This window comes from Nostoc sp. UHCC 0870 (assembly GCF_022063185.1).
GTDB lineage: Bacteria > Cyanobacteriota > Cyanobacteriia > Cyanobacteriales > Nostocaceae > Trichormus.
Window position 1 is genome coordinate 4,205,566 of record NZ_CP091913.1, and the last position, 21,790, is coordinate 4,227,355.

The 21,790-nt window shown below is 41.9% G+C and carries 18 protein-coding genes; 11 read left to right on the plus strand and 7 right to left on the minus strand.

Annotated elements, in window-relative coordinates; translation table 11 throughout:
• Positions 1 to 28: 28 nt before the first annotated feature.
• Both L6494_RS17685 and L6494_RS17690 read right to left on the minus strand, forming a co-directional pair.
• A complete protein-coding gene (locus L6494_RS17685) occupies positions 29 to 1,099 on the minus strand; it encodes an anthranilate phosphoribosyltransferase family protein (protein ID WP_237988998.1) in 1,071 nt (356 codons plus the stop codon).
• Positions 1,100 to 1,184: 85 nt separating this feature from the next.
• Positions 1,185 to 2,126, minus strand: coding sequence for a LysR family transcriptional regulator (locus L6494_RS17690; RefSeq protein ID WP_237988999.1), 942 nt, complete (start codon positions 2,124 to 2,126; stop codon positions 1,185 to 1,187).
• Positions 2,127 to 2,532: 406 nt separating this feature from the next.
• Between L6494_RS17690 and L6494_RS17695 the strand changes: the two genes are divergently transcribed.
• Together L6494_RS17695 and L6494_RS17700 are read left to right on the plus strand one after the other, a co-directional pair.
• A complete protein-coding gene (locus tag L6494_RS17695) occupies positions 2,533 to 2,754 on the plus strand; it encodes a hypothetical protein (protein ID WP_237989000.1) in 222 nt (73 codons plus the stop codon).
• Between the two features lie 9 nt (positions 2,755 to 2,763).
• A complete protein-coding gene (locus L6494_RS17700; RefSeq protein ID WP_237989001.1) occupies positions 2,764 to 3,324 on the plus strand; it encodes a hypothetical protein in 561 nt (186 codons plus the stop codon).
• A 21-nt stretch (positions 3,325 to 3,345) separates the two neighbouring features.
• Here L6494_RS17700 and L6494_RS17705 read toward each other — a convergent pair whose 3' ends face one another.
• Positions 3,346 to 4,548, minus strand: a complete 1,203-nt coding sequence (locus L6494_RS17705; RefSeq protein ID WP_237989002.1) for a HEAT repeat domain-containing protein — start codon at positions 4,546 to 4,548, stop codon at positions 3,346 to 3,348.
• A 165-nt stretch (positions 4,549 to 4,713) separates the two neighbouring features.
• On the minus strand, positions 4,714 to 5,124 hold the full coding sequence (locus L6494_RS17710) for a QcrA and Rieske domain-containing protein (protein WP_237989003.1): 411 nt from the start codon (positions 5,122 to 5,124) through the stop codon (positions 4,714 to 4,716).
• A 527-nt stretch (positions 5,125 to 5,651) separates the two neighbouring features.
• Here L6494_RS17710 and L6494_RS17715 point away from each other — a divergent pair.
• The 8 genes from L6494_RS17715 to L6494_RS17750 all read left to right on the plus strand — a co-directional run bounded on the left by L6494_RS17715 (position 5,652) and on the right by L6494_RS17750 (position 16,335).
• A complete protein-coding gene (locus L6494_RS17715) occupies positions 5,652 to 7,241 on the plus strand; it encodes a ferredoxin--nitrite reductase (RefSeq protein ID WP_237989004.1) in 1,590 nt (529 codons plus the stop codon).
• Between the two features lie 143 nt (positions 7,242 to 7,384).
• The gene (locus L6494_RS17720) at positions 7,385 to 8,710 is read left to right on the plus strand and encodes a CmpA/NrtA family ABC transporter substrate-binding protein (protein WP_237989005.1); all 1,326 of its coding nucleotides are present in this window, start codon (positions 7,385 to 7,387) and stop codon (positions 8,708 to 8,710) included.
• A gap of 155 nt (positions 8,711 to 8,865) precedes the next feature.
• Positions 8,866 to 9,705 carry a nitrate ABC transporter permease gene (gene ntrB / locus L6494_RS17725; protein ID WP_237996119.1) on the plus strand — a complete coding sequence of 280 codons (840 nt, stop codon included), beginning with the start codon at positions 8,866 to 8,868 and terminating at the stop codon, positions 9,703 to 9,705.
• Between the two features lie 117 nt (positions 9,706 to 9,822).
• Positions 9,823 to 11,799, plus strand: a complete 1,977-nt coding sequence (locus L6494_RS17730) for an ABC transporter ATP-binding/substrate-binding protein (RefSeq protein WP_237989006.1) — start codon at positions 9,823 to 9,825, stop codon at positions 11,797 to 11,799.
• 81 nt (positions 11,800 to 11,880) lie between these two features.
• Positions 11,881 to 12,714: a nitrate ABC transporter ATP-binding protein gene (locus L6494_RS17735; RefSeq protein ID WP_237989007.1), complete on the plus strand. Its 834-nt coding sequence runs from the start codon at positions 11,881 to 11,883 to the stop codon at positions 12,712 to 12,714.
• Between the two features lie 145 nt (positions 12,715 to 12,859).
• Positions 12,860 to 15,079: a molybdopterin oxidoreductase family protein gene (locus tag L6494_RS17740; protein ID WP_237989008.1), complete on the plus strand. Its 2,220-nt coding sequence runs from the start codon at positions 12,860 to 12,862 to the stop codon at positions 15,077 to 15,079.
• A 188-nt stretch (positions 15,080 to 15,267) separates the two neighbouring features.
• Complete coding sequence (locus L6494_RS17745) at positions 15,268 to 15,726, plus strand: phosphate-starvation-inducible PsiE family protein (RefSeq protein ID WP_237989009.1); 459 nt, start codon at positions 15,268 to 15,270, stop codon at positions 15,724 to 15,726.
• A 150-nt stretch (positions 15,727 to 15,876) separates the two neighbouring features.
• The gene (locus L6494_RS17750; protein WP_237989010.1) at positions 15,877 to 16,335 is read left to right on the plus strand and encodes a nitrate reductase associated protein; all 459 of its coding nucleotides are present in this window, start codon (positions 15,877 to 15,879) and stop codon (positions 16,333 to 16,335) included.
• 329 nt (positions 16,336 to 16,664) lie between these two features.
• On the opposite strand, the gene L6494_RS17755 is transcribed toward L6494_RS17750, so the two are convergent.
• Positions 16,665 to 17,111, minus strand: coding sequence for a hypothetical protein (locus tag L6494_RS17755; protein ID WP_237989011.1), 447 nt, complete (start codon positions 17,109 to 17,111; stop codon positions 16,665 to 16,667).
• A 693-nt stretch (positions 17,112 to 17,804) separates the two neighbouring features.
• Between L6494_RS17755 and L6494_RS17760 the strand changes: the two genes are divergently transcribed.
• Entirely contained in the window at positions 17,805 to 19,145 is a 1,341-nt protein-coding gene (locus tag L6494_RS17760) for a PrsW family glutamic-type intramembrane protease (protein WP_237989012.1), read from the plus strand.
• A gap of 290 nt (positions 19,146 to 19,435) precedes the next feature.
• Here the strand turns inward: L6494_RS17760 and L6494_RS17765 are convergent, their stop codons facing one another.
• A complete protein-coding gene (locus L6494_RS17765) occupies positions 19,436 to 20,074 on the minus strand; it encodes a hypothetical protein (RefSeq protein ID WP_237989013.1) in 639 nt (212 codons plus the stop codon).
• A gap of 107 nt (positions 20,075 to 20,181) precedes the next feature.
• On the minus strand, positions 20,182 to 21,771 hold the full coding sequence (locus L6494_RS17770) for a CHAT domain-containing protein (RefSeq protein WP_237989014.1): 1,590 nt from the start codon (positions 21,769 to 21,771) through the stop codon (positions 20,182 to 20,184).
• Between the last annotated feature and the right edge of the window lie 19 nt (positions 21,772 to 21,790).

The following is a 21,790-nucleotide window of genomic DNA, read 5'->3' on the forward strand; positions in this document are numbered from 1 at the left end:
GTGAGTTCAAGCTTCCACTAATTGTGTTTCAATTTTGAATTTTAAATTTTGAATTTTGAATTGGAACGACTTGACTTAGTTCTTGGAGTTTGTTAGCGACTGCGCCAGTAGTTAATAATTCTTGGGCTTTGGCTATACCCGATCGCATATCGGGACAAATCCCACTCCGCCAAAGATAAAATCCTCCATTCCACAAGGCTGTTTGTTGTAACTCGCTAGTATTTCCCGCTAATACTTTCCGCATTTCGGTTAGTAATTCTTCGGGGCTGTTTAAAGCTACATTCTTGGTAGTAAAGCCGTAATCATTGGGAGATAGGAGCAATCTTTCTATTTCTTGGGGTGATTTAGATAAAGCGATGATGGCTGTGCGATCGCGTGGTAAATCACTACTCCCTTCTAATCCTTTGACTAAGGTAAAATTTGTTACTCCTCGCAGCCCCAAAGCTACCTTAAACATGGCTTCTGTTGGCGGATGGACAAACCCGGCTATGACATGAGCATCGCCAGCATAGGGACACCAAATTAGTTCCATTGTGGCTAAGGGTGGACGTTTCCCTATTTGATCGCGGTATTCCCAAATACTTTTAGTTAAGGGAAAATGCTGTGGTGTATAAACAAAGCCGATGCCTGTTTGCTCAAATACAGCTTGGGTTTTTGGTAATGAGAGGGTAGTCCAATCAACTCCTAAACCCTGCCAAATTTCTGCTAAGGGTAATCCATATTTTGTGGGTAAGCGATCGCCGCCGTGCATGATTACCGGTTGTCCGACTGTGGCGAGTATCAGGGCGGTTACAGGGCTAATCGGTGCTGTCCGGGTTCTGCCATCATAAGGTTGACCAAATACTATGACTTGACGTGTAGAGTTGATGGGGTGCAGTTTTGGCCCCAGTTCTTCGTAAGCATCTAACATTCCCGCTAATTCTTCCCCAGTGGGACGTTTGATGCGGTGGGCAATCAAAAATGCACCTATTTGGGCTGGTGTAGCTTCACCTAATAACATCATCTTAGTAGCCTTGGCTGCTTCAGCACGAGTTAGATTCTCGCCCGTATGGTTGCCACTACCTACCTTTTTCAGCAAATCCCTGAATAGAATACTCATATAAGTCAATAGCCAATGGTCAATAGTCAAACAGTCAAGGTTGAGACTGGGGACTTTCGACTGTGAACTTTTGACTAATCATACTTTAAGAGGCCGATCGCTGGTGAGCAAACTGTAACGGGATATTTTCTCGCACTAATTGCCAAAAGTGTTTGATTGGGGGAATTTGCAACCGGTCTTGAGTTGTTACCATTACAACCCGGCGACTCAAACTAGAATTATCAGATAATGAGCCACTACCCGCTAAAGAACGTACTGCTAATGTAGGGTCAAGTCTTGCTTCTACTAATGCAGATGTAGGCAGTAGAGCTATTAATTCACCTTGGCGCACAACTCCCCGAAAAGCATCTAGGGTATTAACTTCTAAAGCTGCTTGCAGGTTAGCTTCTAGTCGTTCAAATTTATCTTGGATGAGGCGTTGCATCCCATAACCATCTTTAAATACTACTTGGGGATAACGCACTAACTCCGACCAAGGGACAAGTTCGTATTGGGCTAGGGGATGATTAGCTGCAATTAAAAGTTCAATGGGTTCATCATAAAGGACTTCTACCACCATCTCCCTACCAGTCGTGAGAAAGCGATTATTCATGACGATCGCTAGATCCACTAAACCATCTTTGAGGACTTTGAGGGCGCGATCGCTCCCCAAAGATGTCACCCGTAGTTGTACATCAGGATAATCACGACAAAATTTTTGTAATACTGGTGGTAGGTAAGAACCACAAACGGAATGAATCGCCGCAATACACAATTCCGGCTGCTTTCCTGCAACTAAATCTGTGATTTCTTGGGTAGCAGTTTCCCATTCTTGACAGATTTTGCGGGCGCGAGGTAACAAACGTTCACCGCCTAAAGTCAGCTTGGACTGATTGGTTCTATGAAATAATTCCACACCTAAATCAGCCTCCAAGGATTGGATTTGGCGGCTGATTGTCGATTGGGTGACACCACATTTCTGGGCTGCTTTTTGGAAACTGCCAGTTTGGGCGATCGCTAGAAACGCTTGCAACTGTTCTAGTCGCATGGGATATGTAGCCTGAATTACATTTATGGCTTTTATTTAAATTAACGGATTTTGATTTTTAATTTGGTAGATTTTGATACAGCTTTTGTTACTAGTTTCTATTATCACTCCCCCCTAATTTTTAATATCCTTGAAGTCATCCCTATTCTGTAGTATAATTGTACTATAATTATTTAAGTTCAAACATAATTCTAGGAACGTCACTTCTTTAAAACGATAAGCCTTGATTTATAAAGCAAAAAGTGACTTTTTACCAACCTTAATTATGTATTACGGAATGCAAAAGGGACGAAATGGGGTAATGTAGGGTTAATGTATAGTCATTCTTTGTCACCTAAAAGATGTCAAAACAGGTGCAATAAATGTTTTAGCATGAACGTTAAGCTAAGTTAAGGAGAGCTATCAAGTGTCTAAGCGTGCTGTAAAAGTCAGCTTAAATGAAAAAGCTTCAGAAGACTTAAAAACTGTTGCTGAAGAATTGGGGATTTCAGAAGCTGAAGTCCTTCGCAAAGGACTAATTGTTATGGGATTATATGCAAAACTAAAAGATAAGGAGAGAAAAAGCGGTGAATCTACCGCAATCTTGTTGAGAGAAGGGAATATAACTAGAGAGTTACTACTAGCCTAGTAAAGCTCCATGTCAGAGATTGAAAATAGTAATCCAGAACTAAATTCTGAGCCATCTTTATCTATAAATGATGGCTCTTCTACTGATGAAAATATTCAAGAGCCGATAACAATTGAGGAAGTAGAAGAACGTCTTAATAATGAGAAATCTGTTGAGAAATCAGAAAAAATTTTTAGCCTTAATAAATCTGTAAGTGAAAAACAAAAAACTGTAACAATTGAAGATGCGTCAAAAGAGATTCAGAGTATTACGCCTAGTAAAAAAAGTATTATAGTTTCTTCGGAAGAACGAAAAACATATAGAACTAGAGTTGCTGGAGAATTAGCACAAAAGTTTTGGGGTTTACTTGCATTTGTAGTAGGATTGCACCTATTGTCAATTATTGTTTTTTCATTTTTTCTAGTTAAAAATTCAGCTTCTAGCGAGAAATATAGTGAAGCAATGAAAAATGCAGTATCTAATGTAAATGAAGCATCTAAAACCCTTTATACTTTTTTAGGACCCTTAGCAACTGCTGTAACTGGATATTACTTTAGTAGTATTGCGGAAAATAACTCAAAAGATGATTAGGCATTGAGCCGATATCCCGGATTATTTTGTTAATTTTTGCAGTGCAGCGATCGCATGGAGTCTGACAAATTCATCAGGATCTGCCACCATATCAGTCAATAGTGGAGTGGCTTCCTCACAACCTAACTGGCCTAGAGACAAAGCGATCGCACTTTTGACACTGATAATTTTTGTTGCTGGATGCTGTAATTGCACTATATCTAACAAAATACCTGTGGCTGGTGAGATTAACTCTGGTTTTTGCACTCTGCCTAAAACTGTGACAATTTCTTGTAAGAGTGTTGCTGAATTTAGATGATTTAGTGCCTTTTGCAAACACTCCAAACCAAATAATGTCTCTACCCAAATTAAGGCGCGGATGATTTCGAGTTGTAGAGTGATTGGTGTATGGGGTGAGATTAAAACTGTAAATAAATGTTGGGTAGCTGCATTACCACCCATCCGCGCTAAGGCGACGGCGGCGTTACAACAAACCTCAATGTGAAAGTCATACAGTCGAGGTTGTAATTTAGTAACCAAATCTAATTCTGTACATAAGTCAGAACGATAACTTAAACCTTGGATTGCGACACATCTGACTGTAGGTGCTACATCCTCTAAAGCATTCAATAGTATAGGTGGGATACGTGGATCGTGAAAACTGCTGAGGGCTTCCAGGGTAGCTGCACGTACTGCCGCTTGGGCATCTTGTACTACACTCAATAGCGGTGTGATAGTTTCTGGACGACGAATATAAGAGAGCGATCGCACTGCTAAAAGTCTGGTATCTTCTTGGGTGAGGAGTTCTGAGAGTACAGGAATAGCCAAATTACCCATTTGTCCCAATGCTGTAGCAGCGATCGCTTTGAGTTCTTCATCTTCACTAGTTTGCAATAATTCGACTAAAGGAGCGATCGCTTCTGGGTGCTGAAACTCCCCGACAATCCGCGCCGCAAACCAGCGTAATTCATCGTCTGCATCGTCATCTTCTAATATGGCAATTAATGATGGGATAGCGATCGTTCCTAATTGATTCAGCACTTTGGCAATATCCCAACGTTGCTGAAAATCCCCCATCTCTAAAATTGTCAGTGCTAATTCCAATAGATATTCTGGATTAGCTATTTCTGAATGTTTTGAGTCATTCGCCAAAATCAACTGATGTAAATCTTGAACTAGCGATGACCAATCAGCCGCATCATGCGCCGCTTGCGCCTGCACCAAAAGTTGCCCGATATTATTCACAACAATTTGCTTAAATTCTCAAATTGAATTAATGCTGATGAAGCACAGCAAAACAAATTAGCTGTGAAAAACAGGCACAATCATCACAACTTTTTGTGTGCTTCTACTAGTACAGGACAGCGTAGACAAAGCCACTATCTTTCTTCTGACTTTTGCTTGTTTGTACTAGCTAGGCTTAACTGCAACTGAATTACCCTCAATCTTGGCGGCGTAAGTTTTGAGTGGTTTCGTAGCAGGGCCTTTTTGTACTGTACCATCAACTCCATATTCTGCACCATGACAAGGACAGGCAAATTTTTTGTTAGCAGCTTCCCATGCAACAGTGCATCCTTTATGGCTACAGGTGGGATTGACAGCAATTAAATTTCCTGATTTTGATGTACCCACCAATAACACAGAACCAACAGGCGAGTTTTCCACCAGTAATTGACCAGTTTTATCTAATTCCGCAGTAGTACCAACATTTTGCCAATCTCCAGATGCAGTTGTTTGTGTAGAACAAGCTGCGATCGCTATAGGTAAGCTACTAGCCAGCCAACCCAAACCCACCCAATTAATAAAATCACGCCGTTTCATAGTTATTAGTCAATAGTTATTACTTATTTAATTATTAGTTATTAGTCAATACACATTGGGAATTAGATTTTTCTCCCCCTGTCCCCTCTCCCCTGTCACCTGTCACCTAAACCCATGTTATGCAGAAAACGCATATTAATGATTTAATTTCAGCATTATTACTAGAATTTTGTAGCTAGTTATACGATTTTATCTTAAATCCCAACATAACCTGAGAAGTATCGAAATTGTTACATAAACATTCACACAAACCTCTTGACAAATTTAGCCAATGTAAAAGATTACAAATTCTCATGCGTTTAGTGAGTAATAGGCGGCCTCCTTCGGGGGAATTAAAAAATAAAGCTCTCTAGAAAGCATTTGAGGACAAGTAATCAGGCATTAATATTGGTTTTTCATGTACCAATACGGTTTATATAGCCGCACTTTTTAGAGTGACGGTTACAGTTAACTGTATTTTTTCATATGGAATTTTAACTTGTTTAGAGGTTCGTACTTGACCAGCAATTTGCAACCAGAGTGAGCTTATGACGGATACAGCAACTACCACCAAAGCCAGTCTGAATAAGTTTGAGAGATTCAAAGCCGAAAAAGATGGGCTAGCCATCAAGGAAGAAATAGAAAAACTTGCCTCTTTGGGTTGGGAAGCAATGGACGAAATCGACCGAGATCATCGCCTCAAGTGGGTGGGTGTATTTTTTCGCCCAGTTACTCCCGGTAAGTTTATGATGCGGCTGCGGATGCCTAATGGGATTGTCAACAGCGAACAGATGCGGGTGTTAGCAGAAGTAGTGCAGCGTTACGGAGATGACGGTAACGCCGATATTACAACTAGACAGAATATTCAACTACGGGGGATCAGAATTGAAGACTTACCAGATATCTTCAAGAGATTTCACGCCGTTGGTTTAACTAGTGTTCAATCAGGGATGGACAACATCCGCAACATTACAGGTGATGCGGTGGCGGGGTTAGATGCAGATGAATTGTATGATACCCGCGAATTGGTGCAACAAATTCAAGATATGTTGACCAACAAAGGACAAGGTAATCCAGAATTTAGCAATCTTCCACGCAAATTTAATATAGCGATCGCCGGCGGACGAGACAATTCTGTTCATGCTGAAATCAATGATTTGGCCTTCGTTCCCGCGTTTAAAGAAGGGACTGGGCAAGATTTTTCCCAATCCCCAGTCTTCGGCTTCAACATCCTAGTCGGGGGCTTCTTTTCAGCTAAACGTTGCGAAGCGGCGATTCCCTTGAATGCTTGGGTAACTCCAGAAGAAGTAGTGGCTGTAAGTCGAGCAATTTTAGAAGTTTATCGAGATAACGGGTTACGGGCTAATCGTCTGAAATCGCGCTTGATGTGGCTGATTGATGAATGGGGTATAGAGAAGTTTCGCCTTGAGGTCGAAAATCGTTTAGGTAAATCCTTGTTACCTGCTGCACCCAAAGACGAAATTGATTGGGAAAAGCGGGATCACATTGGAGTCTATCAACAAAAACAACCAGGGTTAAACTACGTCGGCTTAAACATTCCTGTAGGACGGTTGTATGCCGAGGATATGTTTGAACTGGCACGGTTAGCGGATGTTTACGGCAATGGTGAAATTCGGCTTACCGTTGAGCAGAACGTGATTATTCCCCATATTTCTGACACGCGGTTGAAGACATTTTTAACCGATCCTTTACTGGAGAGGTTTTCTATTGACCCTGGTTTATTGGCGCGATCGCTAGTATCTTGCACAGGTGCAGAGTTTTGCAACTTCGCCCTCATCGAAACCAAAAACCGCGCCCTAGGCATGATTGAAGCCTTGGAAACTGAATTAACATTCACGCGTCCAGTCCGCATTCACTGGACAGGTTGCCCCAACTCCTGCGGACAACCCCAAGTTGCAGACATTGGTCTGATGGGAACTAAAGCCCGTAAAAATGGTAAAGCTGTAGAAGGCGTTGACATCTATATGGGTGGCAAAGTTGGTAAAGATGCACATTTAGGTAGCTGCGTCCAAAAAGGCATACCCTGCGAAGACTTACAGCCAGTATTACGAGATTTACTCATCCAACACTTCGGCGCGAAAGCGAGAGAAGAAGCTTTGGTAAGTGCTGAGTGCTGAGTTAGGAGTGCTGTTAGCGGTAGCGCGGCGTTTAGCCGGTGCTGAGTTAGGGTTTAGGGAAAGTAGAGGAGACTTAAATCACTGATAAATGTTGATCCTCAATGCCCAATGACTAATGACGAATTAACAACATACACAAAAAAATGACCAACTTTTCCAGAAGAAAATTTATTGTTACTACAGGTGCGGCGGCTGCGGCTTCTATCTTGACTCATGCTTGCGCTGCTAATAATTCCAACTCTGCTAGCACAGGCGACCAAGCACCCTCAGCCAATCCAGCTGCTAACGTCTCAACAGTAGCTAACGCACCAAAAGTAGAAACGACCAAAGCCAAACTCGGATTTATCGCCCTCACTGATGCTGCACCCCTAATTATTGCTAAAGAAAAAGGCTTCTTTGCTAAATATGGCATGACCGATGTTGAGGTGATTAAACAAAAATCTTGGCCTGTCACCCGTGACAACCTCAAAATTGGTTCAGGCGGTGGTGGTATTGATGGCGCACACATCCTTAGCCCCATGCCTTATTTAATGACCATCAAAGACAAAACCCCAATGTATCTCTTGGCGCGGTTAAATACTAACGGTCAGGCTATTTCTGTAGCAGAGAAGTATAAAGAACTCAACGTCAATCTAGAAAGCAAGGCACTCAAAGCAGCAGCCACTCAAGCTAAAGCTAATCAAAAATCATTGAAAGCTGGCATTACCTTTCCTGGTGGAACTCACGATTTATGGATGCGCTATTGGCTAGCAGCTGGTGGAATTAATCCCGATCAAGATGTGGTTTTAGAACCTGTTCCGCCCCCACAAATGGTAGCTAACATGAAAGTCGGTACTATCGATACTTTCTGTGTGGGAGAACCTTGGAACGCGCAATTAGTTAGCCAAAAATTGGGTTATTCTGCTTTAGTTACAGGTGAATTGTGGAAAGATCACCCAGAAAAAGCCTTTGCAATGCGGAAAGATTGGGTTGATCAAAATCCCAACGCTGCACAAGCATTGTTAATGGCAGTTTTGGAAGCTCAACAGTGGTGCGAAAAACAAGAAAACAAAGAGGAGATGTGTAAAATCTGCTCTGACCGTAAATACTTTAACGTTGCTGCCGCAGATATTATAGAAAGGTCTAAAGGCAATATTGACTATGGCGATGGACGCACTGAGAAAGAATTTGCTTATCGCATGAAGTTCTGGGCAGATAATGCTTCTTATCCTTACAAAAGCCATGATATTTGGTTCATAACGGAAAATATTCGTTGGGGTTATCTGGCAAAAGATACCAAGATTAAAGAAATTGTTGATCAAGTAAACAGAGAAGATTTATGGAAAAAAGCAGCGAAAGCAATTAGTGTAGCTGATGCTGAAATTCCTACTAGCACTTCTCGCGGTATTGAAACTTTCTTTGATGGCGTGAAATTTGATCCAGAAAAACCCGAAGCATATTTACAAGGCTTGAAAATCAAGAAAGTCTAATTATAGGTGACAGGTGACAGGTGACAGCTAGTAGGTTGGGTTGAACGATAGTGAAACCCAACATAATTAAAGACTATCTCGGAGTTGGGTTTCCTTCAGTCAACCCAAGCTATATCCAATCCATACCATTAAAATATCAGGAAATAATAGAAAATATGGCTGCTGTTTTAGGAAATAGGACGCTCAGAAAGAAGTCTCGAAATAATCTCAATAAATTACTTTTAAATAAAGTTGTACCACCACTGGTAGCGTTAGCAATTTTTCTAGGGCTGTGGGAACTAGTTTGTGCGATGCCTAACTTTGAGTTACCGGGGCCAATCGAAACTTTTTCTGAAACTTGGGACCCGTTTATTGTCCATCCTTTCTTTGATAATGGTGCAAGTGATAAAGGTTTAGGCTGGCAATTACTTAGTAGTTTGGGTAGAGTTGCTTTAGGTTTCTCGTTATCTGCGATCGCTGGCATTGTCTTGGGTATTTTAGTCGGCGCAAATCGACTAGTTTACAATGCTGTAGACCCCATATTTCAAGTATTACGAACTGTCCCGCCTCTAGCATGGCTACCTATTTCTTTAGCAGCATTTCAACAAGCTAATCCTTCAGCAATTTTCGTAATTTTCATTACTTCAATTTGGCCAATTATTATCAATACGACTGTTGGAGTACAACAAATTCCTCAAGACTATATTAATGTAGCTAAAGTTTTAAAACTCAAAGGTGCAAAATATTTCCTGAAAATTGTCTTCCCTGCAACTGTTCCTTACATATTCACTGGATTAAGAATTGGCATTGGTTTATCTTGGTTGGCAATTGTAGCCGCCGAAATGTTAGTTGGTGGTGTAGGTATTGGCTCATTTATTTGGGATGCCTACAACACAACTACAGAAACTAATCTGAGTGAAATTATTTTGGCTCTGATTTATGTCGGTTTAGTTGGCTTATTACTAGATAGATTAGTAGGTTTTGTTGCCAGCAAAGTTGTAGCAGACCAGAAGTAGGGAATAGGAAATTACTTCCCTAAATTAAAACTACGAATTACGTTAGCGTAGCGTTAGCGAGTCTTCGTTCGCGCAGCGTCTCGTAGAGAGCGTCATTACGAATTACGAATTAAAAAAATGACTACTTTTGTTGAAGTTGACCACGTTGATCGGGTGTTTGATTTACCTAATGGTGGTAGATATATTGCCCTGAAAAATATTGAATTGAAAATTAAGCAAGGGGAATTTGTTTCTCTAATTGGACATTCTGGTTGTGGTAAGTCTACGCTGCTCAATATCATTGCAGGTTTAGATCGCGCGAGTATTGGCGGTGTAACTTTGGAAGGGCGGGAAATTAGAGATCCTAGTCCCGATCGCATGGTGGTATTTCAAAACTATTCGTTGCTTCCTTGGTTAACTGTTAGAGAAAATATTGCTCTGGCTGTAGATGAAGTTTATCAGGGTAAGCCCAAGGGTGAACGGCGAGGAATTATTGAAGAACATATTGATATGGTGGGACTGCGCCCAGCAGCTAATAAACGTCCTAGTGAGTTGTCTGGGGGGATGAAACAACGGGTGGCGATCGCCCGCGCTTTGGCTACTCGTCCTAAGTTGTTGTTGTTAGACGAACCATTTGGGGCTTTGGATGCCTTGACACGGGGGAGTTTGCAGGAACAATTGATGAAAATCTGCAATGAGCATAACGTTACCTCTGTGATGGTGACACATGATGTAGATGAAGCATTATTGTTGAGCGATCGCGTCGTCATGCTCACCAACGGGCCAGAAGCCCACATTGGACAAATTCTCGAAGTCCCCATCCCCCGTCCCCGTCAGCGTTTGGAAGTAGTTAAGCATCCCAGTTACTATAATCTGCGGAATGAAATAATTTACTTCCTTAATCAACAAAAACTAGCTAAGAAACGTCAAACCCAGCGTTTAGTAACATCTCCCACAAGCACAGCTAAAGCCATCCTAGAAATTGGCTTTATGCCCTTAACGGACGCTGCACCTTTAATTGTCGCCAAAGAAAAAGGCTTCTTTGCCAAGTACGGCTTAGACAATATCATTCTCAGTAAAGCCAACAGTTGGCAGGAAATCACCAAAGGTTTTGTCACTGGTAGATTAGACGCAGCCCAGATGCTTGCAGGAATGCCCCTTTCCCTGACCTTGGGTGCGGGTGGAAATCCGTCAATCCCCGTAATTAACGCCCTCAACCTCTCGCGCAACGCTAACGCCATCACCTTTAGTAAAAGATTGTATAACCAAGGCGTGCGTAGTCTGTCAGACTTAAAAGCCGTAATTAACGCTACTCCCGACCAGATTTTCACCTTGGGAGTAGTGCATCCAGCATCAATGCAAAACTTAATTCTGCGTTACTGGTTAGCAGCTGGTGGAATAGATCCTGATCAAGATATCAGCCTGAAAGTAATTCCACCCACACAAATGGTTGCTCAACTCGAAGCCGGATACATTGACGGTTATTGTGCAGGAGAACCGTGGAACTATCAAGCTGTACATGAAGGCTTAGGTTTCGTAGCCGCAACCGCTTTAGAAATTTGGTCAGGACAGCCAAAGCAAGTATTAGGAGTCAGAGAAGAATGGGTGCAAAAATACCCAGAAACCAATTTAGCCTTAATTAAAGCACTTCTAGAAGCTTGCCAATACTGTGACGACCCCCGCAACCGTCCAGAAATCCTAGAATTACTCTGTCGTCCTGAGTACCTAGACGTAAACCCTGCATATATTCGTCCCGGTTTCATCGACCCCTACGATCGCGGCGACGGTAAACCAGCCCAAGAACTCACAGCTTACAACCAGTTTTACCTAAATAGAACCAACTACCCCAACCGCACAGAAATCTTGTGGATGCTCACCCAACTAGCACGCTGGAGTATCACACCCTTCCCCAAAAACTGGGTAGAAGTCATCGAAAGAGTTTGTCGCACAGACATATTTGGTGAAGCAGCCCGCGACCTAGGCCTACTAGACATAGGCGAAGACAACCCCATTCACCTATTCGACGGCAAAACCTTCAACCCCTCCGAACCCCTAGACTACCTAAAAAGCCTAGAAATCAAACATCAAATCCGAGTAGAAGAAATCTTCATTTAGCCACTAATTCCTCTTCTCTTCTTCTCTCCCCCTCCGCGCCTCTGCGCCTTTGCGCGAAACAATCCTAAATCCATAAAACCCATGCAAACAGTAAGAACCACCCAACCCAAAAAACCCCCCACACCCAAAGCCGACAACTTCCTAGTAATTGAAGGTGTCAGCAAAATTTACCCCACATCCGAAGGCCCATACACCGTACTAGATGGAATCGACCTCAAAATACGCGAAGGCGAATTCGTATGCTTAATAGGACACTCAGGCTGCGGAAAATCGACCCTACTCAACATGATTTCCGGGTTCAACACCCCCACCGATGGCGTAGTCCTCCTACAAGACCAACCCATCACCGAACCGGGCCCAGACCGGATGATGGTCTTCCAAAACTACTGCTTATTACCTTGGCTAAACGTCTTTGAAAACGTTTACCTAGCAGTAGATGCAGTATTTCCCCACAAACCCCAAGCCGAAAAACGCGCCATAGTCAGAGAACATCTAGCAATGGTGGGCTTAACAGAAGCAGCCGACAAAAAACCCCACCAAATTTCCGGCGGAATGAAACAAAGAGTAGCGATCGCCCGCGCCTTATCCATCCGTCCCAAAGTCTTAATTCTCGATGAACCCTTCGGCGCATTAGACGCAATCACCAAAGAAGAACTACAAGAAGAACTACTACAAATCTGGAGTGATCATCAAGTCACCGTCCTGATGATTACCCATGACATCGATGAAGCTTTATTCCTAGCCGACCGAGTTGTGATGATGACAAACGGCCCAGCCGCCCAAATCGGCGAAATTTTAGATATACCCTTTTCCCGTCCCCGCAACCGCCGCCAAATCATGGAAGACCAAGAATACTACAACCTCCGCAACTACGCCCTAGATTTCTTATTTCGTCGATTTGCTCATGATGAGTAATGAGTAATGAGTGCTGAGTGCTGAGTAATGAGTAATGAGTAATGAGTAATGAGTAATGAGTAATGAGTGGTGAGTGGTGAGTGGTCAATTAACAGTCACCAGTATTTAATTTTGAATTTTGAATTTTGAATTGGAGCGAAGCGACTTGACCGAATCTACCAAAACCCTATGCCCTTACTGTGGTGTCGGCTGCGGCTTAGAAGTTTCACCCCCAGCCCAACCCAATACAGCAACTAATCGAGATAGCCAAGGAAATCCCATTTGGCGAGTGCGCGGCGATAAAGCCCACCCATCTAGTCAGGGTATGGTTTGCGTCAAAGGTGCAACGATCGCCGAATCATTAGATAAAGATAGACTACAATACCCAATGGTGCGCGACTCGTTAGATCAAGAGTTCCGCCGCGTCAGTTGGGATGAAGCGTTTAATCTCATCACCCAACGCATTCAAAACGTGCGCTGTACTCAAGGGGTAGAAGCTATATGTATGTATGGTTCTGGTCAGTTTCAAACTGAGGACTACTACATCGCCCAAAAATTAATCAAAGGTTGTTTGGGGACTAATAATTTCGATGCTAACTCCCGGTTATGTATGTCTAGTGCGGTATCTGGGTACATCCAAAGTTTTGGTTCAGATGGACCTCCCTGCTGTTATGACGACTTGGAATTAACTGATTGTGCATTTTTAATCGGGACAAATACCGCCGAATGTCACCCCATCGTTTTTAACCGGTTGCAGAAATACCACAAAAAAAACCGTCATGTGAAAATGATTGTGGTTGACCCCCGACGCACACCAACAGCCGAAGCTGCTGACTTACATTTGGCGATTCGTCCCGGTACAGATATCGATTTGTTAAATGGGATTGCCCATTTATTAATGCGTTGGCAGATGATAGATGTTAGCTTCATCGATGACTGTACCAGCAACTTTTCTGCTTACGCTGAAGTCATCCGCCACTATTCACCCGAAGTTGTAGCCCGTCAATGTGGAATCAGCATTGAAGATTTAGAAACCGCCGCCCGTTATTGGGGTAAATCGCAGCGTGTATTATCTTTGTGGTCGATGGGTGTAAATCAATCAACTGAAGGGACAGCAAAAGTTAGAACTATTATTAATCTACACCTGATGACCGGACAAGTCGGTAAACCAGGGGCGGGGCCTTTTTCCCTCACCGGTCAACCCAATGCAATGGGAGGACGGGAAGCTGGCGGTTTATCACAGTTGTTACCCGGTTATCGCTTGGTAAAAAATCCCCAACATCGGGCTGAGGTAGAAGAATTTTGGCAATTACAGCCTGGACAAATTTCACCCCATCCTGGTTTAACAGCTTGGGATATGATTACAGGTTTGGAAGATGGGGCTGTAGGGTTGTTGTGGATTGCAGCTACTAACCCAGCTGTAAGTATGCCAGATTTGGAACGGACTAAGAAAGCGTTATTGCGATCGCCTTTCACAATTTACCAAGACGCATATTACCCCACAGAAACCTCAGCTTATGCCCATGTCCTCCTCCCGGCGGCGCAGTGGAGTGAGAAAACTGGCATAATGACAAATTCGGAACGTCGCGTAACTTTGTGTTCAGCATTCCGTCAACCACCACGAGAAGCTAAAGCCGATTGGGAAATCTTTGCAGAAGTTGGGCGTAGATTAGGCTTTGGGGACAAGTTCTCCTTTAATAATTCTGCGGAAGTTTACGCCGAGTTTGTCCAATTAACCAGGGGTCGTATTTGCGATATGACTGGAATTAGTCATGAACAGTTACGGATAGAAGGCGCAACACAATGGCCGCATCCCTTAACCACTCCCCACTCAGCACCCCCCACTCAGCACTCAGCACTCAGCACTCAGCACTCAAAAAGACTTTATACTGATTTACATTTTCCTACACCAGATGGACGCGCCCGATTTGGGGCATATTATTCTAAGGGATTGGCAGAACCGCCAAATCCAGATTATCCTTTTGTGTTAACTACTGGGCGACTTTACGGACATTGGCACACCCAAACCCGCACAGGAAGGATTGAAAAAATCCGCGCTATGCACCCAGAACCATTTATAGAAATTCATCCCCGTGATGCGGCTAAGTTGGGAATTATCGATAATCAAATGGTAGAAGTGCGATCGCGTCGTGGTCAAGCTCAGTTTAAAGCCAAAGTTACCAAAGCAATTTCACCCGGCACAGTATTCGTCCCCATGCACTGGGGTTTTCTCTGGGCTGACAATGCGGAAGCTAACGCCCTCACCCACCCAGAATCTTGTCCTGATTCACTACAACCAGAATTAAAAGCCTGTGCTGTACAACTAATACCTGTTTTTTTAACAAGTAAAACTAAAAGTTCTCAACTCCAGTCCTCACAATGGTAAGCTGCTAGATAGCAAATTTATTACCACAAGATAGTCAATAATTACTATTATAACTTTTGATGTACTGATATTGACTATTACCAAGATAAGATAATTTTAATATGCCGATGATTAATCCTGTAGATAAATCTAGAGGATTTTTATTTTGGTTTTTAATTATCGGGCTTAAGTGAAAATGGGTGCAGCCAATGAAGAAATTAATCAGGCAAATTTTGGGCTTTACTAAAGATGAAAGTTTTATGCACGTCATAGAACATATAGAGGTATTAGTTTCCAAAATTCTATCTATTTTTATGGTGATAGTAATTTTGGTAGCAATTGTAGATTTAGGGACTTATATAGTTAAAGAAGTTTTTACTACACCCTACGGTGCAATTAATACAACACTATTTAAAATTTTCGGCTTATTTTTAAACATCCTAATTGCATTAGAAATACTGGAAAACATTACAGCTTATTTAAAAAGGCACGTTTTTCAAGTAGAATTAGTAATTGTCACATCATTAATTGCTGTAGCTAGAAAAATCATTATTCTGGATTTGGAAAAAGTGAGAGGTCTAGATATTATTGGTTTAGGAACTGCGGTGTTAGCCTTATCAATTAGTTACTTAATAATTCGTTATAGTAATTCTAGCGATAGACATTAAAAAACTACATAAAAATATGAGCTTTTCAGCTAGTGAAATTCCTAGTAATGACCAATAATGTTCGCTTCCGTCCTAGTTGATAAGTATTAAATACAACTTATTACAAAAACAGAGTTGGATGAATTTAAATATAATTTTGGCAATGCGAATATGAATACATTTTTTGAATTTGAAGCAGATTTTGTTGATTCTCTCCGTTGTATACCCATGCAGGTACGCTATAAACTTGATACCTGTGGCATTAAGCTAAAACTATCTGATTGGCATCAAATAACTCAAGCTGAACGTGAAGCTTTAGTTACCTTACCTTGCACAACAGCAGCCGAAATTCAAACTTACCAAGAATATCTCCAGCAATTAATTTTAGAACGCACAGGTACACCTGTTGCCACATTACCTATAGATCCTTATCCCGCATGGTTAGACTCTAATAATTTGCCAGTCACTCTGGCAGAAAAAGCCCAAGAAATAGGCATAACTATCACCTTATCACAGTGGGTAACTCTAACACCATTACAACGTTTTGCTTTGATTAAACTCAGTCGTCCCAGCCACGAAAACAAAAATTTTCCCCGTGCGATCGCAGAATTTAATTTAGTCAATATTTAGACGCTAGGAAAATCTGTCATGTCTAAAAATTGTACTTGGAATTAAAGTTGAGCATCTAGAAGTAGTTAAAGTCTAAATTAAGACTGACGCAACTGACATACATAGGACTTACGCAACTGGCATATTTTTTATGTAGGGTGTGTGACGCTGCGAAAGTATTGGAACGTAGTCATCAGACTTATAGCGTCACGCACCAGCGATCGATTGTGACACTTGCGTAAGTCCTGATACAAAGTCAAGGTTGGGGTTTTTATAAATCAAGCTTCTCAGACTAATGACTATTGACAGCCTCAACCATAAACCTAGGACACTTGCAGAAATCTTGCTTATTAGCCTTTTACAGAAGCTTTTGGTAATCCAACCTGTTCTGGAGTTATTGGTAAGCCATCCTGGGTGAAATCAAATCCCTTTTTACTAACTGGTCCGTGGATAAACAAAGTCCAAGCTTCTTCACTGTCATTAATCCAGATACAATGAAATTTTTTCGCAGAACGAAAGATAATTGAACCAGTTCTATACCACTTTAAGTCTTTCTCTGTTTTCTCCCAGTAGCCACCTTTCAAAATAATACTGATATTAAACCAAGGATGATTATGAAGTAATCCTTTGTACCATTCTGGACGATCCAAAATTTGGTTAAGTGTGATATTAAACCACCTGTTACTGGGAAATAGAATAAAATGTATGTGCTGTCGAGGCTCTTTCTCTTCTAAATCATTAAAGGCAGTTAGGCAAGGTCGAGACTCTAAATACTTGTTGAACCATTTATAAAGCATATTAATGTTTCCTTGCAATTAATTTTTTAAGTGTAGCGATCGCTCACTAGTTAACCACTACCTCCAGAGATAGTTCCAAATGTTTCAGATAACGCCTAGCGACTGTTATAGCAATGTTAGATGATTTGTGAGAGAAGGAAAACCGGGTTTATAAAATCTCGCCAGTCTCACAAATTTTAATTAAACAGGACTTACCCAAGTGTCACAATTGATGGTTGGGGCGTGACGCTATAAGTCTCATAACTACGTTCAAATACTTTCGCAGGGTCACACACATTACATAAAAAATCTGCTTGCTGCGTAAGTCCTATTAAATAAAAAAATGGCTTAAAATCTCTTCACACTTCTCTTTCGTTGTTTCGTTAATTGTCATAAATAATACTACAAATCACTTTTAAATATGTATGTATTTATCTATATCAGTATTATGATAATCTATGAAACATATAATCTCATAGAAACATCTTATCAACAAGGTACAAAGGATACTTTTTCAAGTGGAAATCCTTGCCACAATTGTTGGAAATAACTGGTTGAAAGAATTTTAAATTTTGAGTGAGCTAATTTTGAATTTATTCGCATAGAGTAAAGCTATAGTGTACTTAGCAATGCTGCTATTCGTGTGGCTGAGGTTAAGTCCTACTGCCAAGGTATTTTTTTGTGGATTAGTTTGGAAAGACACTCTCTAACTCGATGACAGGCAAAAACGCAAGGCATAATGCTTTTCTAAGGCTAGTGTCTGGTAATGGAGAAGCATTTGGGTCAGAATCTCGCTACTCGCTTACCAGCAAAGAAGCAGTAATTGGACGTGACCCCAGCTGCCAAGTTGTCTTGGATGCCATGATGTACCGGATGGTATCCCGTCGTCATGCTGTGGTTCGTCCCGTTGCTTCGTCCTTAGATAGCAAATTTAACTGGGTACTTTGTGATTTGAATAGTGCTAATGGCACTTATTTAAATGGACAACGCTTATATGGATGTCAAGAACTGCACGCAGGCGATCGCATTGCATTGGGTGCTGATGGGCCACAATTTATGTTCGAGTATGCAATTGCACCTCAACCCACGGTAATTACCAACCAAGTTGCACCGCTACCATCAGCAAAAAATTCTAGACAATCAAAGCCTGATGCTGTCAGCTTTACCCAACTATTTCCGATTATTTCCACAGGTAAAGATTTAACTCGCAAAGCTTATCTTGTACCGGGAATACTCACAGTGATATTTGTGGTGCTGATGTTTGCTACGGTAGGACAGCCGCAAGCTAATCAGGTAATTGTCGCCTCTTACATCGCACTGGCTGCTTACTATTTCATTTACCAACTGTGTGGTAAACCCAAGCCTTGGTGGATGCTCGTAGGTGCAGCGTTATCGACGATTATTATCTTACTCAGTCCCATATTAAGTTTCTTTATCTTCGTTTTCCGTGAACTTCTCCCTGGTAATGTACCCCCGATAGATCAGCCTGTCAGCAGCCTTACAGAATTATTTGTGCGCTACTTTTTTGGTGCTGGGTTAATGGAGGAATTACTCAAAGCTTTGCCAATACTTGGTGCATATCTAGCAGCTGTAGCACTCCCCTCTCCCTGGCGCGAACGGATAGGAGTATGGGAACCTTTAGATGGCATTCTCTTAGGAACGGCTTCTGCTGTTGGTTTTACCTTAGTAGAAACTTTAGGTCAATATGTACCAGCCGTATCTTTACAAGCAGGTTCAGAGGTAGGCTTACAAGTTCTGATTGCTAGAATTCTCGGTTTACCAGCCGGACACATGGCTTATAGTGGTTATCTGGGATATTTCATCGGGTTAGCTGCACTCAAACCCCGTCATGCTAAACAAATTCTGGCTGTTGGTTATCTTAGCGCGGCTGCACTCCATGCTTTGTGGAATACCGCCGGACACAGTAATAATTTGCTATTAGTTGTTGTTGGTGTGTTGTCTTACGCTTTCTTGATGGCGGCGATTCTCAAGGCGAGGGCATTATCACCCACGCGATCGCAAAATTTTGCTACTCGTTTTCTTGAGCCGAAATAACTCATGACTTCCTTCTGCCTATGTTCTCTCTTAGGATAGATGGCAGAGTTCTGTAATTCTTTTATTGTTATCCTACTGTGGCATATTTTAGTTTAAAACAAATGATCGTTAATCGAAACAATGCCACAAAAGCTTCTTCTGTGAGCCAAATCAGACTAATTTAGGATTTGAGATTAGGGATTTTGCAGAAAAAATTTTGATTTGTTGGCTATTCTAGCAATCGAAACCAGATTTGTGATCATGGTTTGAGATTACTGGTAAAAACATGACAGCAAAAATTAAACTATTAATCAACCTTCAGACTCAGATTCGTTGAGTTCTCTAAGGGCATAGTAGGCGATCGCCATTCCCATTTTTGCTTGTTCTATTTCAGATAGAGCCGTCCAATCTTCTACATTATTAATTGAACCAATCTTGTGTGGCTCACCGCTACGCATCGCATAGGCATAGGGACGAGCTAAAATTGACAGATCATCAGCTTCCCAGGTAGGTAGTACAGCCTGGACACACTCTATCAATTGCTCACCTAAAGATTGTTGAGAAGTGACAATTTCTGTAGCTTTAGCTGCGATCGCATTCAACCAGTTTTGAGGGATGCTAGCCGCAAAAGCTTTTTGTAAATTTTCTTGAAGACTACTCACCGCAGCCGTAATTGTATTACAGTTGTAATATGTTGAATTTTCCACCTGTAACCACAGGTTATCTAATTGATGAAAAAAAGTTTGCGATCGGCTAGTAAATTCTTCCTCTAGCACCTCTGCCATAGCAAACTGTTGTTCTAGCTCGTAAAAATATGCTTCTGATTCATCATCTGTTGGATTCCAAGGATAAGTAGCATCTTCTGGTTCTAACAAAGCTGCTAACAATTCTAATTCCACTTGAGATGTTAGAGAATGGTGAGTGTCTGAACCGTTAATTTGATGAGTCATTGATTCTTTCCTAATGAAGTAGTTTAGGGATATTGACAGCTACACTTGTTAAATTCTATTTTCCGCAAAAAAGAATTTTATTGTCTTGCTGGGGAAACCCTCGTGCTTCAAGAAATTTTCTCCTCTTCAATAATAAACTCCCAAATTTCTCCTCTAGAACTACCAAACTTTAACTGCATTCCTGATTGTAATGATACTTCCTCCCGGAGTATTTGTTGCCAACCATTAGTTCCTAAATACCAAGTTGTACCATAGGTAGAGAAATCTTGGAGGTAATAGGTTCTCACTGGAGTTGTGCCGTTAAAAGTATTGCGACAGAGAATTTCGGCGTGTCGTTTAGAAACCGAGGGTTCGGAGATGACAATATCATTATCTTTAGTACGACCAATGCGGGTGACACCAATTCTTAAAAACCAGGAACGACCGCCGGGAGAAAGCGATCGCAAACAGGCAACAGGTACAGAAGCATCTAAATTAGGAATGATAGTATCTGGTAGTTCTGTCACTCCTTCATCAACACCTTTTATCAATTCTCCATCAAAATCTGGATGCAGATAAAGAACAGGTAAAGTCCAAGCAGGCTGATTGTACTTATACAGTGTTAACAGTTCTTGCCTAGCTTCCGCTACTGCTTCGTCAATTGGTTTACGTGACCTTAAAGCTTTAGCAAAAACCTGGATAAAACTGTGACTTTCACGATCAGCAATTTCATCCCGCATTCCCAACACCGCCGGGACACCATGACGAATCAAAACTTCTGCCAAGCTACTGGCGGGGATAGCTTGATGATTAATTGCTGCTGGTTGCGCTCCCCAGCAGGCGTTAAGCACTGCCAATTTCACCGCACTACGAGTTAAGACTTGGGCTAATTCTATGCCGTTAAGGGTCATACTAGGGCGCAAAAATAACAGTCCGCCGTCAGGATTTGGTAAACCGTGACCAGCGTAGAAAAAGACGTTGTATGCTTTAGTTTCTAACTCTTGAATTAACTCTTGGGGAGTAGGTTGCAGCAGTGTTTTAACTGTGCAAGAAGCATACTTTTGACCATAGCTACCCACCTGACCACCACTTAATAAAGTTTGTTCTAGGATAGATGCTTCTTTTTGCAGTTGCAGGTTTTGATCGTGACCGAGAACCAAGAGGATTTTTAAAGCTTGATCAGTGCGTAAAAGTGGTAGGTGTTCAACTTCGCTGGTGGTGCGGCTAAACAGCAAATCTGGAGAGAGAGACATAGCAGGTTGTCCAGGCTCTCGCTGCATGATTTCCCAAGGTAGAGCGATCAAATCTGGGTCGCGGATTTCCAAGCGAAATTTCAGCCGTGTTTTTTGACCCATCGCCATACCACGACTGCGTTCTAGACTACCGAGAATTGACCCTTCAAACACCCAACGCCAGAGATTAATACCCAAATATTGCATCAAACGACTGCCGTAACCAGTATTTTGCCCACTAGGGGGTGCAACTAAATTCATTGGCAGTTGATTGACTGACCGATGGGTTGAGCTTGTAGAAATATTGATACCGCTATGACCAGCAAACATTTGTTGCCATTCTTGCCAAACTTGAGTGAGTTCAGCCGGCCATCCACAGTCACGCAGAACGTAACCACTGGGATAGGGAGCTTTAACCACCCAAATGGCGAAACTATCATTGCCAGTATTGATGAGACGGGCGATCGCCAGGTTCAGGGATGGCATGGATTCATGACACTAACAG

Excerpts from the sequence above, each read along its gene's own strand:
- L6494_RS17685 (WP_237988998.1), bottom strand. The coding sequence starts at position 1,099 with ATGAGTATTCTATTCAGGGATTTGCTGAAAAAGGTAGGTAGTGGCAAC.
- L6494_RS17690 (WP_237988999.1), bottom strand. The coding sequence starts at position 2,126 with ATGCGACTAGAACAGTTGCAAGCGTTTCTAGCGATCGCCCAAACTGGC.
- L6494_RS17700 (WP_237989001.1), top strand. The coding sequence starts at position 2,764 with ATGTCAGAGATTGAAAATAGTAATCCAGAACTAAATTCTGAGCCATCT.
- L6494_RS17710 (WP_237989003.1), bottom strand. The coding sequence starts at position 5,124 with ATGAAACGGCGTGATTTTATTAATTGGGTGGGTTTGGGTTGGCTGGCT.
- L6494_RS17715 (WP_237989004.1), top strand. The coding sequence starts at position 5,652 with ATGACGGATACAGCAACTACCACCAAAGCCAGTCTGAATAAGTTTGAG.
- L6494_RS17720 (WP_237989005.1), top strand. The coding sequence starts at position 7,385 with ATGACCAACTTTTCCAGAAGAAAATTTATTGTTACTACAGGTGCGGCG.
- ntrB (WP_237996119.1), top strand. The coding sequence starts at position 8,866 with ATGGCTGCTGTTTTAGGAAATAGGACGCTCAGAAAGAAGTCTCGAAAT.
- L6494_RS17730 (WP_237989006.1), top strand. The coding sequence starts at position 9,823 with ATGACTACTTTTGTTGAAGTTGACCACGTTGATCGGGTGTTTGATTTA.
- L6494_RS17735 (WP_237989007.1), top strand. The coding sequence starts at position 11,881 with ATGCAAACAGTAAGAACCACCCAACCCAAAAAACCCCCCACACCCAAA.
- L6494_RS17745 (WP_237989009.1), top strand. The coding sequence starts at position 15,268 with ATGAAGAAATTAATCAGGCAAATTTTGGGCTTTACTAAAGATGAAAGT.
- L6494_RS17750 (WP_237989010.1), top strand. The coding sequence starts at position 15,877 with ATGAATACATTTTTTGAATTTGAAGCAGATTTTGTTGATTCTCTCCGT.
- L6494_RS17755 (WP_237989011.1), bottom strand. The coding sequence starts at position 17,111 with ATGCTTTATAAATGGTTCAACAAGTATTTAGAGTCTCGACCTTGCCTA.
- L6494_RS17760 (WP_237989012.1), top strand. The coding sequence starts at position 17,805 with ATGACAGGCAAAAACGCAAGGCATAATGCTTTTCTAAGGCTAGTGTCT.
- L6494_RS17765 (WP_237989013.1), bottom strand. The coding sequence starts at position 20,074 with ATGACTCATCAAATTAACGGTTCAGACACTCACCATTCTCTAACATCT.
- L6494_RS17770 (WP_237989014.1), bottom strand. The coding sequence starts at position 21,771 with ATGCCATCCCTGAACCTGGCGATCGCCCGTCTCATCAATACTGGCAAT.